Origin of the sequence: Thermomonas sp., assembly GCF_047606765.1 — a bacterium.
GTDB lineage: Bacteria > Pseudomonadota > Gammaproteobacteria > Xanthomonadales > Xanthomonadaceae > Thermomonas.
The window spans coordinates 14,061-31,538 of the sequence record NZ_JASGED010000007.1 but is presented as its reverse complement, the minus strand read 5'-3'; the positions used below and the strand labels follow the sequence as shown (position 1 = coordinate 31,538).

Here is a 17,478-nt window from a genome sequence, read left to right as displayed (position 1 = left end):
TGGTTGTTTATCGGCTTCGGAACCACGTGATGTTTCGCGTTGCGAAACATCACTCAAGCATGCCTCCACATCCCCCGCATCGCCGCTTCGCGTCGATGCCGCCCCCTTGACTCAAGGGGGCTGGAAATAGCGCAGCCCAGTTCCGAATCAATGGTGAATCAGGCGGCTTTCTTGACCGCTTCGACGACCTTCTTCGCGCCGTCGTTGATGTCGTCGGCGGGGATGATGGCCATGCCGCTGTCGCGCAGCAGTTGCTTGCCGGCTTCCACGTTGGTGCCTTCCAGGCGCACCACCACCGGCACCTTGACGCCGACTTCCTTGACCGCCTCGATGATGCCGTCGGCGATCATGTCGCAGCGGACGATGCCGCCGAAGATGTTGACGAAGATGCCCTGCACCTTGTCGCTGGACAGGATCAGCTTGAACGCCTCGATCACGCGTTCCTTGTTCGCGCCGCCGCCCACGTCGAGGAAGTTCGCCGGCTCGCCGCCGCTCAGCTTGATGACGTCCATGGTCGCCATCGCCAGGCCTGCGCCGTTGACCATGCAGCCGATGTTGCCGTCCATCGTCACGTAGTTGATGTCCAGCTCCGAGGCGATGACCTCGGTCGGGTCTTCCTGCGAGGTGTCGCGCATGGCGACCAGTTCCTTGTGGCGGAAGCTGGCGTTGTCGTCGCTGTTGAACTTGCCGTCCAGCGCGTACAGGTTGCCGTCGTCCAGGATCGCCAGCGGATTGATCTCGACCAGCGCCAGATCCTTCTCGTTGAAGATGCGGTACAGGTTGACCATGAAGTTGGCGAACTGGCCAGCCTGCTTGGCGGTCAGGCCCATCTTGAAGCCGATGTCGCGGCCGTGATAGCCCTGCACGCCCTCGACGAAATCGACGTTGAGCGTGTGGATCTTCTCCGGGGTTTCGGCGGCGACCTGCTCGATCTCCACGCCGCCTTCGCTGGATGCGATGAAGCTGATGGTGCGGGTGCCGCGATCCACCAGCACCGACAGATACAACTCCTTGACGATCTCGCCGGCGGTGGTGACCAGCACCAGGTTGACCGGCAGCTCGACGCCTGCGGTCTGGTAGGTCGCCATGCGCTTGCCCAACATGCCGGCCGCAGCGGCCTTCACGTCATCGACGGTCTTGCAGAACTTGACGCCGCCGGCCTTGCCGCGACCGCCCGCGTGGATCTGCGCCTTGACCATCCAGGGGCCCTGACCCAGCGACTTCGCGGCGTCCACCGCCTCATCGGGAGTGGCTGCGACCTTGCCGGCCGGCACCGGGATGCCGTATTCGGCAAGCAGTTGTTTCGCCTGATATTCGTGGAAATTCATTGAGTCACCCGAGGGGAGGTTGGGCCGGTCACGGCACGGGATGCGCCCGGACGCCGGCAAGTCCGACGCGCCGATGGCGGCCCACCATTTTAGCCTGTTGCGCCGCCGCGCGCGTCATCGATGCCCGGCCATCGCGCATACTCGCCTCCATGCCGCATGCCCCGCCCCTGTTCCAGCACGCCACGATCCGCCGGGAGCGGTACTTCTTCACGCTCTACCGGCTGTTCGAGGCGGCGTTGCTGTGCCTGGTGGTGTTCAGCCCGGTCGGTGACCTGCTGGAGCTGCCGCGCCATCCCACCGCAGCCAAGTGGCTGGCTGCCGGTTATCTGCTGATTGCGGTCGTGCTGTTCGTGTCGGGCCGGCACAGCCGCATCCGCCCGCAGGTGCTGACCGGCATCGGCATCGACATCTGGTTCTGCACGCTGGCGATGTACGTCATGCCCAGCCTTGCAGGCGGCATCGCCATGCTGCTGCTGTTCAATGTCGGCGCAGCGGCCCTGCTGCTGCCGGCCCGCTACGGGCTGATCGCCGCCGCCTGCGCCGTGGCCGGCGTGGTGACCCAGTACCTGCTTGGCGCAATCCTCGGCGACGGCCAGACCCTGCGCCCGCTGGCGGAACTGCTGATGTTCGCGGTCAGCTACCTGGCCATCGCCGCGCTGACCGGCGTGCTGGGTGCGCAGATGCGCGCCAGCGAAGCACTGGCCGAACAACGCGGCAGCCAGGCCGCGAACCTGGCCGAGATCAACGAACTCATCATCCGCCGCATGCGCACCGGCGTGCTGCTGGTGGATGGCGAAGGCGAAATCCGGCTGGCGAACGAGGCCGCACTCATCCATCTTGGCGATGCCGGCCACGGTCGCCGCTCGCTGGCAACCTGTACGCCGGAACTGAAGCAGCGGCTGCACCAGTGGCAGCGCAGCGGCAGCAACGACGCCACCCCGCTCCAGCTCAAGCCCGACCAGCCGGAAGTGCTGCCGCGCTTCGCCCGCCTGCTGGCCGAAGGCGACCAGGTGCTGATTTTCCTTGATGATGCCTCGCTGGCCTCGCGCCGCGCCGAAACCCTGACGCTCGCCACGCTGGGCCGCTTCTCCGCCAGTCTGGCCCACGAAATCCGCAACCCGCTGGCGGCGATCAGCTACGCCACCCAACTGTTGCAGGAATCACGCGACATCCCCGAGGCCGACCTGCGCCTGCTGGAAATCATCTACCAGCAGACCCACCGCATGAACGGCATCGTCGAAAACGTGCTGGGGCTGGCCCGGCGCGAACGCGCGCAGCCCGAACAGGTGGACCTGCGCGAGTTCACCCGCGCCTTCGTGGCCGACTATCTGGAAACCCAGCCGCCGGACAACGCCAGCATCGAAGCCCACCTGCCCGGCGCGCCGGTGATCGCGATGGTGGACCGCCGCCAGCTGCAGCAGATCGTGACCGTGCTGGTCCACAACGCGCTGGTCTATGGCCGCATGCCGGGCGAGCCCGCGCGGATCGGCCTGCACGTCCATCTGGACGACAAGGGCGCGCCACTGCTGGATGTCACCGACCGTGGCCCCGGCATCCCGGAAGCCGTGGCCGCACAATTGTTCCGCCCGTTCTTCACCACTTCCAGCCACGGCACCGGGCTGGGCCTCTACATCGCCCACGAGATGTGCGAGGCCAACCAGTCCGCACTGACCTATGTCCCGGTGCCGGGCGGCGGTGCCTGCTTCCGCATCCGCATGGCGGGCACCCGCGCCATCGAAACCCGCTGACCCGGCATCGACTGTCACAAAACGTCGCACTTGGACGCGGCGCGGCAAAAGGTTATCGTGGCATGAATGAACGCCACTGCCCGCAGCCCCCAGAACAACGCCCTGATCGTCGATGACGAGCGCGACATCCGCGAACTGCTGGTGCTCACGCTCGGGCGGATGGGCCTGAAATGCGATACCGCCTCGTCCCTGCACGATGCCCGCGCCCTGTTGCGGCACAACCAGTATGCGTTGTGCCTCACCGACATGCGCCTGGCCGACGGCTCCGGGCTGGACCTGGTGCGCGAGATCGCCCAGCAGCACCCCAATACCCCGGTCGCGATGATTACTGCCTTCGGCAATCAGGAAGCCGCCGTGGATGCACTCAAGGCCGGTGCCTTCGACTTCGTCAGCAAGCCGGTGGACCTGACCGTGCTGCGCGGGCTGGTGCAAAACGCACTCAAGCTCACCCCCAAGGCGCGCGCCACGGCGGAAGTGGGCCGCACCACCGGTGAAATCCCCGGCACCGCCACCCGCCTGCTGGGCAATTCCGTCGCCATGGGCGAATTGCGCGCCACCCTGGCCAAGGTCGCCCGCAGCCAGGCCCCGGTCTATATCGCCGGCGAATCCGGCGTGGGCAAGGAACTGGTCGCCCGCACCATCCACGATGAAGGCGCGCGCGCCGGTGGCCCGTTCGTCCCGGTCAACTGCGGCGCAATCCCCGCCGAACTGATGGAAAGCGAGTTCTTCGGCCATCGCAAGGGCAGCTTCACCGGTGCCCATGCCGACAAGACCGGCCTGTTCCAGGCTGCCGAAGGCGGCACCTTGTTCCTGGACGAAGTGGCGGAACTGCCCCTGCCCATGCAGGTCAAGCTGCTGCGCGCGATCCAGGAAAAATCGGTGCGCCCGGTGGGTGCCAACGGCGAAGTCCCGGTGGATGTGCGCATCCTCTCGGCCACCCACAAGAACCTGGCCGCGCTGGTCGAGGAAGGCCGCTTCCGCCATGACCTGTACTACCGCATCAACGTGATCGAGCTGCGCGTGCCGCCCCTACGCGAACGTCGCGGCGACCTGCCGCTGCTGGCCAATGCCGTGCTCGCCCGCCTCGCCACCGCCCAGAACCGCCCGCATCCCGTGCTGCACCCCGACGCGGTCGAAGCCCTGAACGCCTACACCTTCCCCGGCAACGTGCGCGAGCTGGAAAACATCCTGGAACGCGCCTTCGCCCTGGCCGACGACGACGGCATCCGCGCCAGCGACCTGCGCCTGCCGGAACCGCGCCCGGCCACACCCACGGCAGCGGCAGCGGCAGTCACCACCCCGCTTGACCCCAGCCGCATCGACCCGCGCGAATCCGCCAGCAGCGCCCTGCCCAGCTTCATCGAGGAAATCGAGCGCAAGGCGATCGAACAGGCCCTGCAGGACAACCGCTACAACAAGACCAAGGCGGCAGCCCAACTCGGCATCACCTTCCGCGCCCTGCGCTACAAGCTGAAGAAGCTGGGGATTGATTGAGGGCTGCATCACGGCCGCAGGGTATGATCCCCGAGACCCAGCCTTGAAGCTCCTGCATGTCGCCTTCCATCGCCCGACTGCAAGCCATCCTTGCCCGGCAACCCGGCATCCGCCAGGCGTGGCTGTTCGGATCGGCAGCGGCTGACCGCGCTGGCTACGAAAGTGACCTGGACATTGCCGTTGAGCTGGATCATCCGCTCGATGTCCATACCCGGCTGCGTCTGATCGACGCACTTGCCGCCGCCAGTGGTCGCCCTATCGATCTGATCGATCTGAAAACCGCAGGTGAGCCACTACTTGGGCAAATCCTGCAGCACGGCAAACGTCTGTTGGGTAGCGATGTTGACTACGCCAACCTGATCCGCCGCCACGTTTTCGACAACGAGGACTTCATGCCCTACGTCCGCCGCCTGCTGCACGAAAGAAGGCAGACATGGAACCGCTGATCATCGAACGCAAGCTGGATTCGCTGCAACGCTGCCTTGCCCGCCTGCACACCAAAGCCCCGGCCAACGTGGAACAGTTGCGTGGCGACATCGACCTGCAGGATGTGCTGGTACTCAACCTCAGCCGTGCCGTGCAGTTGTGCGTGGACATGGCCGCACACGTCATCGCCGACGGGATCTGCCGCCACCCAATACCATGGGCGAAACCTTCGACCGCCTTGCCGACCACGGACTGCTGGATGCCACGCTGGCCCTGCGGCTGAAGAAGGCCGTTGGCTTCCGCAACATCGCCGTGCATGCCTACGACACCATCGACTGGCAAATTGTCTTCGCTATCGCCACCCGGCACCTGCAGGATTTCGAGGCCTTCGGCCACATCATTGCGGAGCAACTCGACCAACTCCCGCCACCACCTGCCCGATAACCCCGCGCGCAGCGCCACCCAACAAAACCGACGCTGCGCGTCACTTTCGCCCCAAAACGTCAGTCACGCCGCGGCAAACCCGCAGAAAACCGTGATTCCAGCGGCAAAAACGCATATCCCCATGCCTGTTTCGAAGTTGGCACGCATCCTGCGATATACACTCCGCACGTGCCAACGCACGGCTGCCGAGGGACCGGAACAGCGGCCACGGCACGTGGAACCACATTCACCTACCCTAGGGGATACACCATGAAGAAGCAGCAAGGCTTTACCCTGATCGAACTGATGATCGTCGTCGCCATCATCGCCATCCTGGCCGCCATCGCACTGCCGGCGTACAACAACTACCGCATCAAGTCGGCCAACGGTGCCTGCCAGGCCGAAGCCAAGGCGTGGGCAAACTCCTACGTGGCGGCCACCCTGTCCAGCATGGACATGACCTCCGTGCGCACGCCGCCGAACAAGGCCTGCACCTCCATCTCCATTGCTCAGCCGAAGGCCACGGCCACGCCGAAGACCCCGGGCAACAAGTCGACCGTTTGCGACCTGACCAGCGGCACCTGCTCGCTGTCTGCGTAATGCAAAACCCGCCCGCGTTCAGGGCAGGTCATGGAAAGCCCCACGCAAGTGGGGCTTTCTTTTTTTGACTTGTTTTCACGCAGACGCCGATACTTTTCCCAACGGCAGTCACAATTCCGCGCACTGCATTCTGCGCGTACCATCCATTGGCTCGATTATTGCTTTGCTGAACAGTAAGCATTTTTGCCTTGGGGAATCACCATGCACGGCACCACACGCGGTTTCACCCTGATCGAGCTGATGATCGTGGTCGCCATCATCGCCATCCTGGCCGCCATCGCACTGCCGGCCTACAACAACTACCGCATCCGTTCGGCAAACGGTGCCTGCCAGATGGAAATGAAGAACTATGCGAACTTCGCACTGGCCGCCATCTACAACAACAATTCCATTCCCGATCCGCCCAAGCATGCGTGCCGCGCCGCCGACACGGTCACGGACATGAGCACGCCGATCACGGGAACCCCAGCACTGCCCGGGAATCGCGGCACCAAGTGCGACATGGCAACCGCCAACTGCTCACTGATCTGACCCTGCTGCAACAAGTGGGGATGCAGGCGGTTTAAGCTTGCCCGATTGCCGCTACCCATTCGTCCCCATGCCTACAGCACCCCGTTGGTTCTGGCTGCCCAGCCTGCTTGTCGCCCTGCTTGCCGGTTTGTTGTTCACCCCCGGCCTGCCTGGCGAGTTCGTGTTCGACGACATTCCCAACATCGTCAACAACGACTCCATCCAACTGGACAAACTGACGGCAGAAGGGCTGGCCAAGGCGATCGCCACCCCGCAGGCTTCCGGCCAGATGCGCGGCCTGCCCACGCTGACGTTCGCACTGGATTACTGGCGCGGCGGTGGTGCAGACCCAGCCACATTCAAGACCACCAATATCCTGATCCATGCGCTGACGGCATTCGCATTGGCGTGGTTGTTCCGCAGCCTGTTGCTGCTCACCGGCACCACTGAACAGCGCACGCGCTGGCTGGCCCCGGCCCTTGCCCTGGCATGGGCCGCACACCCCCTGATGGTGTCCTCGGTGCTTTACGCAGTGCAACGACTGCAAACTCTGGGGACATTGTTCCTGGTGCTGGCGCTGCTGTCTTATCTGCATGCACGACAGGCCCAGAGACAGGGGCGTCCTGGCCGTACCGGCCTGCTTGTAGCCCTGCTCCTTTGGGTGGTGGCAATGAGTTGCAAGGAGGATTCCGTTCAATTCCCGGCGTTCACGCTTGCCCTGGAACTGACCGTGCTGCGCTTCGCTGCCGCCGATCCGCGCGTGGCCAACAGTCTGCGGCGCAGTTACCTGATTGCAACGCTGATGGGCGCGCTGGCCTATTTCCTGCTGGTCATTCCGCAACACTGGCATTGGGAGGCATACCCGGGCCGCGATTTCTCCACGCCAGAACGCCTGCTGACGCAGGCCCGCGTGTTGTGCATGTATCTGTGGCAGATCGTGTTGCCGCTGCCTTCGCACATGCCGTTCTACTACGACTGGCTGCAACCTTCGCGCGGCCTGCTGCAACCGTGGACAACCTTGCCTGCCATTGTGTTTCTGCTGGCATTGCTGGGCATTGCATGGCGCTTGCGCACGCGCTGGCCACTGTTTTCCCTTGGCGTGTTCCTGTTCTTCGGTGCGCACTTCGTCACCAGCAATGTGATCGGCCTGGAACTGGCCTTCGAACATCGCAACCACTTCGCCCTGATCGGTGCGGTGCTGGCCGTTGGCAGCCTGCTGGCCCATGTTGCCCAGCGCCTGGGCGTGCGCCCCGCCGTGCAAGCCGCCATCTGCAGCGTTTTGCTGCTGATGCTGGGTGCAACCACCGTGCTGCGCGCACAAAGCTGGAGCAGCAACATGGCGCTTGCACGCGCATCCGCTGCAGCGGCACCGCACTCGGCCCGCGCATGGATCCAACTCTGCGCCGGGTATTTCAGGGCAGGCGGTGGCCCAGACAAGACCAACACCGGCCTTGACCAGGCCATTCCCGCCTGTAGCAGCGGAGCCACCCTTGCGCCGTACTCACTCAACAATGCCGCACTGCTGGTTGTCCTGAAAACCCTGAAAGGCAGCATCACGCCGGAAGATTGGAACCTGCTCCAGACACGGTTGGAAACCGTTGGAATGAGTTGGGACAACCAACGTTCGCTGAAGATACTGACCCATCACCTGCATCTGGGCGTCAAGCTGGACAAGCCACAGGTGCTCAAGGCGCTGGCAACCCTTTCGCGTCGCACGCCACCGGAGCCGATCAACCTTGTCGAGATCGGCTACTTCATCATGAACAACATGGGCGAACCGGACGCTGCAATGCCGTATTTCACCAAGGCCATCAACGCGAGCACGCCAGACGACCCATTCGCAAACAGCCTGGCCGCTGAGTTGCGCGAAAAAAACAGGCCGGATTTGGCGGTGCAGATCGAGCGCCTTGCATGGGCCAGGCAAAACACCACGGTTCCAGCAGGCAATGGGCACAAATAAGGCATCCAGCCTGTCGGAATCAGCCGCTTGAATTCGTTCCGCCCCGACATCGAAGGCCTGCGTGCCATCGCCATCCTGCTGGTGGTAGCCGCACATGCTGGCGTGCCGTGGCTGGCCGGCGGCTTTGTGGGCGTGGATGTGTTTTTCGTCCTGTCCGGCTTCCTCATCACCGGCAAGCTTGTGCAGGAAGTTGCACAGACCGGCAACCTGAAACTGTTGCCGTTCTATGTGCGCCGCCTGCGGAGGCTGCTTCCCGCCTTGTTGTTGATGCTGCTGATCGTTGGCATGGCGTCCACTTGGCTGCTGTCGCCATCTGCCCAACTGGATCAATTCTCCGCAGCCCGGATGGCCGCGCTGTGGCTCAGCAACTTCCATTTTGCCTTGGGCAACCTGGACTATTTCGATGCCGGCAGCGAAACCAACCTGTACCTGCACACTTGGTCACTGGGTGTGGAAGAACAGTTCTATCTGGTCTGGCCTGCGCTTGTGATCTGGCTGCTGGCGCGTGATGGTGAACGCGGCGTGGCACGGCTCAAGATCGGGATGGTGGCCGTGGCCGCGGCCAGTCTTCTGGCTTGCCTGACCTTGACCAGAACCGAACCCTTGCTGGCGTTCTACATGATGCCAATGCGTGCCTGGCAGTTTGCCACGGGTGCGCTGGCGTGGCTTGTGTTCACGCGGCAACGGCAGGGCACGTCCCTCACGCCGCGTCTAGCATCAGTGCTTGGCGTGTCCGGCCTGATGTTGATCGTCGCAAGTGGCCTGTTGCTGGATGCCAACCGCCCCTATCCCGGCGCGTGTGCGCTTGTGCCGACACTGGGCACTGGGCTGATTGTCCTTGCCGGCAGCGTGACCGGCAGGCAATGGGCATACCGCGTTCTTTCGCTGCCGCTGTTGCAATGGTTAGGCCGGATTTCCTATTCCTGGTATCTGTGGCATTGGCCCGTGCTACTGCTGGGTTATGCCCTGACTGGCAGCCATGCCCCTTGGTATCGTGCGCTACTGGTCGTCATTTCACTCGGGCTGGCGGCACTCTCACACGCACTGGTCGAAGCACCAATGCGCCGCTGGCGCAAATGGCTGGATCACCCACGCACGGCGCTGGCCGTCTCGCTGGCATGCATGGCCGCAATCGGCGCGCTGGCACATTACTGGAGCGACCAGGCCGCACGATCCGCGCAATCACCAAGGATGCAGCGCTACGCCGCAGCCCGCACGGATGCACCCATCATCTACAGCATGGGTTGCGACGACTGGTATCGCAGCGCCAACGTACGCATCTGCAATTTTGGCGATGAGAAGGCCGAACACACAGCCGTTTTGATCGGCGACAGTCATATCGGCCAATGGTTCCCTGCCGTCAACAAGGCATTGGACAAGCCCGGCTGGCGCTTGCTGGTGATGACCAAATCGTCCTGCCCCATGGTGGATGCGCCGATCTTCTACGCCCGTATTGGCCGTGAATACACCGAATGCGCGCAATGGCGTCATGTTGCATTGTTGAAGATCAAGCAGATCAAGCCCAACCTTCTCGTGTTCGGCAGCGCATACGCAGCCTATACCCCAGAGCAATGGACGGAAGGCACAGCCCGCGTACTGAACCAGATCAGTCCAGCTACTGATCGCGTTTTCCTGCTGCTGGATACGCCCAGCCTGCCTTTCAACGGCCCGGACTGCCTTGCAGCGCACGCAATGCGGCCAAACTGGCTGGCCGGTTTCGGCACATGCGCTGCCCCTGCCGCTTCCACTCAGGCGCAGGCTGTCAAGAAGCGGCTGCGTGCCGCAGCAACACGGTTCCCGAACGTCACCCTGCTGGACATGACTGCCCATATCTGCCCAGATGGCCTGTGTCGTGCTGAACTGCACGGGCAGGTGGTGTTCCGCGACAATCAGCACCTGAGCGGGAGCTTTGCGGCGTCACTCGCCACGCCAATGTCCAGAAGATTATTTCCTGAAACTTCCGGCGAAGACGCCAGGGGCATGTGACCACTTGGAATCAAAGGCTCTGGCGCATCGGGTAGGCCGCTGAAACGAGCAATACAAGCAGATCAAGGGTTCGCATCAAAATGCAAATATGATGCTATGATGATTTCGCGGGCAATATGGAGATCACCATGCGTACTACCCTGAACCTGGAAGAAGACGCCTTGCTCGCAGCGCAGGCTTTGGCGCGTCGCCAGCGGGTTTCGCTGGGGGAGGCCGTTTCCCGGTTGATCCGCGCTGCCACCCAAGCTGCGCCGCAACCGATGCCTTCCGCACCCTTGCGTGGGCGGTATGCGCTGGCACCCATGCGCGACGAAACCGTGACGGTAGAGCATGTCCGTGAGCTGATGGAGCGGGAAGGCATTTGATGCGCCTTTTGCTGGATGTCAATGTCTGGGTCGCCCTGCTGGATGATGCGCATGTGCATTCGGCGGAGGCCAATGCGCTGCTCGATCGGCCCGGGCTTCGCATAGCCACCTGTCCGCTGGTGGAAAACGCGGTGATTCGCATCCTTAACCTGCCTGCCTATGGGCGCATCGGGCCGTTCGGCCTGGCGCGCGTGCGCAACCAGATGGCGCGCGTCTGCAACGACTTCGATCATGAGTTTTGGGCTGATGACATCAGCCTGCGGGATGCGACACGGGTCAACTTCGATCGCGTGCGTGGCCACAACCAGATCACGGACCTGTACCTGCTCGCCCTGACTGTGAAGCATGGCGGCAGCCTGGCCACATTCGATCAGGGCATTGCATTGACTGCCGTTGTTGATGCGCAGCCGCAGCATTTGACCTTGTTGTGAGGGGACCCAATTGGCATGAATAAATCGACCCTCATCGTCGGCGCAGGCTTCGCCGCCAGCGTGATTGCCCGTGAACCGGCCGAAGCCGGGCACCACGTGCATGTCATCGACAAACGTCCGCATCTTCGAACACGAATCCGGCAGTTCCCCCACTGACCCATCTACAGGCTGCCACCCAAACCCAATGGCAAATGCACGGCTCACGTGGCGCAACATCACAAACTGGCGACCGGGTGCGTTGGCTTGGGCCGGCATTGAATTGACGGGATGGTTTTTCCTGCGCGCGGCAGCGCAGGCCCTTGCCATCCTCTTCCTGGCGAAGGTACTTGGCACAACGGATTACGGTGCATTCGTCGCCGTATTGGCGATTTCCGGTATATCCGCATCCATTGCCGGCCTGGGCCTGCCAAGCGTGGTATTGCGTGATGGGGCAAGGCAACCCGCCGAATTGCGCGTATTGCTGGGTCGCGCATTGTGCGTGTGGTGGCGCAGCGTGCTGGTGTTCTCGCTGGCAACCTTGCTGCTGGCAAAAATGGTGCTGCCACCCATTGCCGCGCCGTGGTTTGCCATTGCCGGAATGATTTTTGCGGAAATCGTCAGCGTGTCGTTGGTCGAACTGCTGGGCCGGGCATTCCAGGCCCAGCAGAAGACCCGTGTCTATGGCGTCATGCAGGCCGGGCTTCCACTCGCACGGCTCCTGGCGCTCGCAGCCATTTGGGTGTCATCCCATAACGACCTGGAAAACTGGCTGCATGCCTATACCGCTGCAAGCCTTGGCTACATGGCGGTTGTTTCATGGCTCACCTACCGCCACATCGGCTGGAAGCCAAGCGCACAACGCATGTGGGCGATGATCCGCGAAGGCATTCCATTCACGGCAGGCGGCGTATCAGCGCGCGTACAGGCCGAATACAACAAGCCATTGCTGGCGCAGGTCGCCTTTGCCCATGCGGGCAATTTCAATATTGCCCAGCGCGCCGTGGATCTGGTCAGCCTGCCGATCCTGGCATTGCAGGAAGCACTCTGGCCGAAGCTGTATGCCGACACCGATCATCGACGCCGCCTGCTGATTGCCGGCATCGTACTGATCCTGATGTCGGTGATTGGAGCTGTTGCCGTAATCGCGATAGCAAACTTGATCCCCACTATCCTTGGCGAAGAGTTCCGTGCAGCTTCGGAACTGATGGTTTGGCTGGCGCTATTGCCGCTGCTGGCCGTGCTACGCGCCCTTGGCAATTTCCAGTTGATTGCCTCCGGACGCACTTACCTGCTCACGCGCATCTATCTCATAGGCGGGATCGCCGGAGTAGTATTCAGCACTATCCTGATCCCTAGTTACGGCCTGCTTGGTGCGGCGTGGGCATGCTATGCAGCAGAATCCACCGCACTGATCACTATTCTTATCCTGCTGAAAAGCAGGAGTTGAACAACAATGAATCTGCCAAACTCTCTACAAAACTCCCGGCTACTTCGCGCGCCATTGCTTGCGGTAACCAAGGCATGTCTTCAACCACTGACTGCCCGCCTGCCGTTGCTGCGCCGAGCAGCCTACGATGTCGAACCGATGCCCTATCTCGTTGTGGGAGACCGCGAGAAATATGTCGTTTCAACACAGGACAAGGTCATCGGCAGGGAACTGTTCCTGCATGGCGAGTTTGATTTCCAGAAACTGGTAATAGCCTTGGAGATACTCCGCCGAGAAGGACGCCCCACACCAAGGCATCTCATTGATGTGGGTGCCAATATCGGCAGCATCGTGATCCCAGCATTGACACGTGGCCTCATGCAGACGGGAACCGCCATTGAACCCCATCCGGAGAACCTTAGGCTGCTGCGTGCCAATCTTGCACTCAACGGCGTGGAGGATCGAGTGCGCGTGTTGGCGCAGGCAGTCGGAGAAGAAGCAACGGCAACACTGTTCCTTCAAGAATCCATGACCAACAGCGGCAATCACTCGGTCGCTGACGCGGGGCTTCCTACTCCTTCCACTCGACTTGACGATGTGGAATCACCCCGCCCAGATGCACTTCTGTGGATGGATATTGAAGGGTACGAAGGGCACGCCCTGCAAGGCGCGACGCAACTTCTCGCTTCCGGCATGCCGGTAGTTTGCGAATTCAACCCACTCTATCTACATCAAACCGGCGGATTTCATTCTCTATGCAATGCTCTTGCAGGGAGATTGATATTTGATTTGAATGACCAATATTGCAAATGCACATCTCTTGAAATTCTTTCTGAAAAATACCCAGGCGGAGATTTGTTTACAGACATTCTCGCCATCTCACACGAATCCATCCAATGAGGATCTTTCTTTTTGTTCCACAACTTCGTACCGGCGGCGCCCAGCAAGTCGCCATATTACTTTCATCCGGACTTGCATCACTCAATCACGATGTCTATATCGTGACAGCCAAACTTGAGGGCGAGCTGATTCAAAGGGTAAACAGTCGATGCAAGTTGGTTGACCTGAAAGCAGGAAAACCCATTCGCGCGTGCAGGGGATTGGCCAAGCTTGTGAATGAAATGAAGCCTGATGCAGTCATTTGCTTTGGGATATACACGGGCATAGCTGCAGCACTGTCGAAGTTGTCTTGGGAATTATCGCCTGCCTTCATTATAAGAAACGAAAACAATCTGCATGTCGACTGGGAACAAGCAACGGCACTGAATCGGCTTATCGGTCCATTACTGTCTCGCTGGGCAGCCCGCCAAGCACACATCGTTGCTGTATCACGAGCATTGGCCCCTGCAACTTCCAGCTATCTGGGGATTCCCCCAACGGAAGTCACCGTCATTCCAAACCCTGTCATCGACGACACATCAAATCCAGCACCGATGCCGGACGCAAATCTTCATTACTCACTTCGAGAAAGGACTCTGCCAACTTTTATCGCCATGGGACGACTGGAGCATCAAAAAGGCTTTGACGTGCTCATTGACGCATTCGCACTGGTCAAGCAACGCACCCAGGCACGCCTAGTGATATTTGGCCAAGGCTCTTTGCGGGAAAAATTGCAGGCGCAGATCGACAGGCTGGGACTCAAAGAAGACATTGCGCTAGCCGGCCATACGGACCACCCCATGACGCAAATGGGTGCGGCACACGCATTTGTCTTAAGCTCCCGCTTCGAAGGCTTCGGACTGGTTCTGGTGGAAGCTCTGGCAGCAGGAACACGGGTAATTGCAACTGATTGCGACTATGGCCCCTCCGAGATATTGGAGAATGGTCGCTTTGGATCGCTGGTTCCCGTCGAAAATGCGGAAGCCTTGGCCGACGCAATGCTCGACTCGTTGCGAAACCCAGATTCCAGCACGCGCCCAGGCAATGAATGGTTTGAACAATTCACTGCGACCGAAGCGGCGCGACAGCATGTCGCACTCATCCAATCCTTGCTTTAAGGAAGCTCTGAACAACTCACGAAACGTCATCCCGGCGAAAGCCGGGATCCAGCTTTTTCAGTGACTTACCAAACAGCTGGATTCCGGCTTTCGCCGGAATGACGGCTTGTTCAGACCTTCCTTAATTTCGCATTTTCCGAGAAAAAATCACCCGCAGCGGCACCAGCGACCGATACCGCCATGATCGCAGGTAAGCCCGTGCGAGCAATGACGGAACACGAAGAACCTGCATGAGTATTCTCGCACCAGGATTAGGCGCCAGTTTTTTCGCCAATAGCCAATGCGACTGCACAAGAAAACGCTCATAGGCTTCGCTGGCCTGCCCACTACTGGCAGAACCTTCATGCTGCACGTAGCTGCGATCAAGCAGCAACAGGCAGGCGCCCTGTCGACGCATGCGCCATGAAAGCTCGACATCTTCCCCGTACATGAAGAAATCTTCATCGAACAGCGGCTGCGTGTTGTCAGGCCTTTGCACAAGCAGGCAACAGCCACTCAGATAGGCAAAGCTACCCGGCAACCGCCGTTTGCTCACCAATGCCAGCCACGGCTGGTAGTACAACCAACCTTGCTCGCAGCCATCCTGCAACAGGCGTGGCGCAATCAACGCAGTACTGCCTGTTTCTGCAAGTTGGGCTTCCAGAGCTGCACGCATTCCCGGCATTACCCGGGCATCGTTGTTCACCAGCAACACCGGCCCTGCATATCCCCTGTTCCCAAGTTCGGCCAAGGCGGCGTTCATTCCACGGCCAAACCCCAAGTTTGCCGGGCTGCGCGCGAATTGCACCTTGCCTTGATTTCTGTATTGCTCCTCAAGCAGCAGAAGACTGACGCCATCATCTTCGGAGTTGTCCCAAACCAGAATCGTCGTCCATCCATCCGCCAACAGGCTGTCGATACACCGAGCCGTGAGTTCTGGCTTGTGGAAGTGGATGGTGATGGCTGCCGTCATGACCGATGCTTCTGCACCACCGTGTAAGCATCTAGATAGGCGTCGATCATTCGCCGACCCGTGAACTCGTCGGTGACACGGCGCATGGCGGCATTGGACAGGCCCGCACGCCTTCCTGGATCGCTTGCCATGCTGCGTACTGCTTCGACGAACATGCCCACATCGTCCTGCCTGCAAAGCAGGCCAGTTTCTCCGTCAGTCACCACTTCCGGCAGCGACGAACCATGGGTCGCGATTACCGGCAAACCACATGCCATAGCCTCCAGCGCGGTGAGGGGAAGGCCTTCGCTGCGAGTAGGAAACAACAAGGCATCCGCGTCTTGCATTTCAGTGATTATCTCATCGCCAGACAGCCTGCCAAGATCCCGCATATTCGGCGGCATTCCGGCTTTATCACGTTCGCTAGCCGGCCCGCCCGTATAGCGCAATTCGAAGCCATCCCCCAATTCACGCATGATGGGGGCCAGCAAATCGACGCCTTTGCGCCGCATCCAGCTTCCAACGTAGAGCAGCCGAAACGGCTTGCCTGACTGGTGCTTTTCCGAAGCCGGGCGGAACCTCTCCGTATCAACGCCGTTGTAGATCACCTCGATTGGCACGTCGCAAAGCTCGCGTTTCGCCACTTCCGCAACGAAATGACTGACGGCGATGACCTTGTCTGCACGCCGCAACACGTTGCGCTCGTTCGGAGCAATCCAGTAGCGGTGGTATGCCGCCCGCGTGATTCCCTTGTATGGGCGCAACGCTGGGGCATGAATGGAGTGATGTAGCGTTGCCACAATGGGCAACTGCTTGGGAAGAAAGCGCGGATGCAACCAGGTATTCACATGCGCAACTGTCGCCCAGCGAGGCGGCTTCGGTACGGGCACCGTCCACGGCAGATATTCTGCACGATGTGGGAGCCAAGTAATTTCAGCCCGAACCCCGCGCTGCCGCAATCCATTTACCAAGGTTTCCGTAAAAACATCCGTACCTGTGCCGCAACGCACAGTGGGGAACCAGATCGCAGGCTGCTTGATGCTCATTGTGGCGAATACCCGATGCGGTAGATCAAAGCGCCTCCCTACTTCAGCAGCTTCTGAATGTCCTTGAGCAACAGGAACAGGTGGTAGCGGTCGGTTGGGCTTGGCTCGAAATCCCAACCCTCGTACCAGCACCTGGCGGTCTCATCCTTGGCATGCACCAGCAGGCAACGAATCCCGGCGATCTCTGCGGCTTGCGCCGTGCGCATCAGGGCATCCTTGAGCAGCGCGCGCCCCAGCCCCTTGCGCTGATGGTCGAAATCAATGGCCAACCGAGCCAGCAACATGACCGGGACGGGATGGCGTGCCAGCCCCTTGAGGACACGAACCGGTGCCACCGTTGGGGAGATGCTGCCGACGACCAGGCTATAGAAGCCTGCAATATCCCCCTCCTGCGTGCAGCAGACGTATGTCTGCGCGCTGCCCGCTTTCAGGTTGGCCCAGGCATGGCGCTGCAGGAACTCGTTGAGCGCGGGATGGCCGCAGTCGAAGTGTTCAACCCGGTCGCCAGCGGCAAGCTTGCGAACGGGCGAATACCGGCCGCTCATCCCAACAGGCCGGGTTCGCGAAGCAGTGCCTCAAGTCTGGGCTTGTGTTGCACCGGGCGATCCAGCGCATGCTGGAAGGCCTGCCATTGCGCGTCATCCAGCTCGAATCGCTGGCGATCCGCCAATGCCTGCGCGGCAGCCGTCACCCCAGCGTCCAGCAGGAATTCACTCACGCTCTTGTGGGAGCTGAGCGCGGCTTCCTGCAGCAATTGCTTGACTGATGTGCTGGCGCGCACATCGATGCGCTCGGTTTTGGATGTGGGAAGCGTGCTCATGCAACACC

At 61.0% G+C, this 17,478-nt stretch carries 19 protein-coding genes and 1 pseudogene; 15 read left to right on the top strand and 5 right to left on the bottom strand.

Annotated elements, in window-relative coordinates; all coding sequences use genetic code 11:
* Nucleotides 1-158: 158 nt before the first annotated feature.
* Nucleotides 159-1,328 (bottom strand): ADP-forming succinate--CoA ligase subunit beta, encoded by a 1,170-nt coding sequence (sucC, locus tag QM612_RS00810; protein WP_415251997.1) that lies wholly within the window; start codon nt 1,326-1,328, stop codon nt 159-161.
* A 149-nt stretch (nt 1,329-1,477) separates the two neighbouring features.
* Between sucC and QM612_RS00805 the strand changes: the two genes are divergently transcribed.
* The 15 genes and pseudogenes from QM612_RS00805 (at nt 1,478) to QM612_RS00735 (ending at nt 14,673) form a co-directional block, all read left to right on the top strand.
* Nucleotides 1,478-3,076 carry a sensor histidine kinase gene (locus tag QM612_RS00805; RefSeq protein ID WP_415251996.1) on the top strand — a complete coding sequence of 533 codons (1,599 nt, stop codon included), beginning with the start codon at nt 1,478-1,480 and terminating at the stop codon, nt 3,074-3,076.
* A 66-nt stretch (nt 3,077-3,142) separates the two neighbouring features.
* Nucleotides 3,143-4,570 carry a sigma-54-dependent transcriptional regulator gene (locus tag QM612_RS00800; RefSeq protein WP_415251995.1) on the top strand — a complete coding sequence of 476 codons (1,428 nt, stop codon included), beginning with the start codon at nt 3,143-3,145 and terminating at the stop codon, nt 4,568-4,570.
* A gap of 56 nt (nt 4,571-4,626) precedes the next feature.
* Nucleotides 4,627-5,016 carry a type VII toxin-antitoxin system MntA family adenylyltransferase antitoxin gene (gene mntA, locus QM612_RS00795; RefSeq protein WP_415251994.1) on the top strand — a complete coding sequence of 130 codons (390 nt, stop codon included), beginning with the start codon at nt 4,627-4,629 and terminating at the stop codon, nt 5,014-5,016.
* Nucleotides 5,004-5,279 (top strand): DUF86 domain-containing protein, encoded by a 276-nt coding sequence (locus QM612_RS00790; RefSeq protein ID WP_415251993.1) that lies wholly within the window; start codon nt 5,004-5,006, stop codon nt 5,277-5,279. Before mntA ends, QM612_RS00790 begins: the two co-directional genes overlap by 13 nt.
* Nucleotides 5,213-5,440 (top strand): type VII toxin-antitoxin system HepT family RNase toxin, encoded by a 228-nt coding sequence (gene hepT / locus QM612_RS00785; protein WP_415251992.1) that lies wholly within the window; start codon nt 5,213-5,215, stop codon nt 5,438-5,440. Before QM612_RS00790 ends, hepT begins: the two co-directional genes overlap by 67 nt.
* A gap of 249 nt (nt 5,441-5,689) precedes the next feature.
* Nucleotides 5,690-5,788, top strand: a pseudogene (locus QM612_RS00780) (prepilin-type N-terminal cleavage/methylation domain-containing protein); the annotation flags it as partial.
* A 432-nt stretch (nt 5,789-6,220) separates the two neighbouring features.
* Nucleotides 6,221-6,550: a prepilin-type N-terminal cleavage/methylation domain-containing protein gene (locus tag QM612_RS00775; protein ID WP_415251991.1), complete on the top strand. Its 330-nt coding sequence runs from the start codon at nt 6,221-6,223 to the stop codon at nt 6,548-6,550.
* Nucleotides 6,551-6,617: 67 nt separating this feature from the next.
* Nucleotides 6,618-8,489, top strand: a complete 1,872-nt coding sequence (locus QM612_RS00770; RefSeq protein ID WP_415251990.1) for a hypothetical protein — start codon at nt 6,618-6,620, stop codon at nt 8,487-8,489.
* A 27-nt stretch (nt 8,490-8,516) separates the two neighbouring features.
* Nucleotides 8,517-10,475, top strand: coding sequence for an acyltransferase family protein (locus QM612_RS00765; protein ID WP_415251989.1), 1,959 nt, complete (start codon nt 8,517-8,519; stop codon nt 10,473-10,475).
* A gap of 128 nt (nt 10,476-10,603) precedes the next feature.
* Nucleotides 10,604-10,840 carry a hypothetical protein gene (locus tag QM612_RS00760; protein WP_415251988.1) on the top strand — a complete coding sequence of 79 codons (237 nt, stop codon included), beginning with the start codon at nt 10,604-10,606 and terminating at the stop codon, nt 10,838-10,840.
* The gene (locus QM612_RS00755; RefSeq protein WP_415251987.1) at nt 10,840-11,271 is read left to right on the top strand and encodes a TA system VapC family ribonuclease toxin; all 432 of its coding nucleotides are present in this window, start codon (nt 10,840-10,842) and stop codon (nt 11,269-11,271) included. Before QM612_RS00760 ends, QM612_RS00755 begins: the two co-directional genes overlap by 1 nt.
* 15 nt (nt 11,272-11,286) lie before the next feature.
* The gene (locus QM612_RS00750; RefSeq protein ID WP_415251986.1) at nt 11,287-11,427 is read left to right on the top strand and encodes an NAD(P)-binding protein; all 141 of its coding nucleotides are present in this window, start codon (nt 11,287-11,289) and stop codon (nt 11,425-11,427) included.
* A 28-nt stretch (nt 11,428-11,455) separates the two neighbouring features.
* Entirely contained in the window at nt 11,456-12,697 is a 1,242-nt protein-coding gene (locus tag QM612_RS00745) for a polysaccharide biosynthesis C-terminal domain-containing protein (RefSeq protein ID WP_415251985.1), read from the top strand.
* A gap of 6 nt (nt 12,698-12,703) precedes the next feature.
* Complete coding sequence (locus QM612_RS00740) at nt 12,704-13,576, top strand: FkbM family methyltransferase (protein ID WP_415251984.1); 873 nt, start codon at nt 12,704-12,706, stop codon at nt 13,574-13,576.
* Nucleotides 13,573-14,673 carry a glycosyltransferase gene (locus tag QM612_RS00735; RefSeq protein ID WP_415251983.1) on the top strand — a complete coding sequence of 367 codons (1,101 nt, stop codon included), beginning with the start codon at nt 13,573-13,575 and terminating at the stop codon, nt 14,671-14,673. The genes QM612_RS00740 and QM612_RS00735 overlap by 4 nt, the downstream gene beginning before the upstream one ends.
* Nucleotides 14,674-14,794: 121 nt before the next feature.
* Here the strand turns inward: QM612_RS00735 and QM612_RS00730 are convergent, their stop codons facing one another.
* From QM612_RS00730 to QM612_RS00715, 4 genes are read right to left on the bottom strand one after another with little or no spacing between them, the layout of a single operon-like run.
* Complete coding sequence (locus QM612_RS00730; protein ID WP_415251982.1) at nt 14,795-15,625, bottom strand: glycosyltransferase; 831 nt, start codon at nt 15,623-15,625, stop codon at nt 14,795-14,797.
* The gene (locus tag QM612_RS00725; RefSeq protein WP_415251981.1) at nt 15,622-16,650 is read right to left on the bottom strand and encodes a glycosyltransferase family 4 protein; all 1,029 of its coding nucleotides are present in this window, start codon (nt 16,648-16,650) and stop codon (nt 15,622-15,624) included. Before QM612_RS00725 ends, QM612_RS00730 begins: the two co-directional genes overlap by 4 nt.
* A 38-nt stretch (nt 16,651-16,688) precedes the next feature.
* Nucleotides 16,689-17,195, bottom strand: a complete 507-nt coding sequence (locus tag QM612_RS00720) for a GNAT family N-acetyltransferase (RefSeq protein ID WP_415251980.1) — start codon at nt 17,193-17,195, stop codon at nt 16,689-16,691.
* Entirely contained in the window at nt 17,192-17,470 is a 279-nt protein-coding gene (locus tag QM612_RS00715) for a DUF1778 domain-containing protein (protein ID WP_415251979.1), read from the bottom strand. The genes QM612_RS00720 and QM612_RS00715 overlap by 4 nt, the downstream gene beginning before the upstream one ends.
* Between the last annotated feature and the right edge of the window lie 8 nt (nt 17,471-17,478).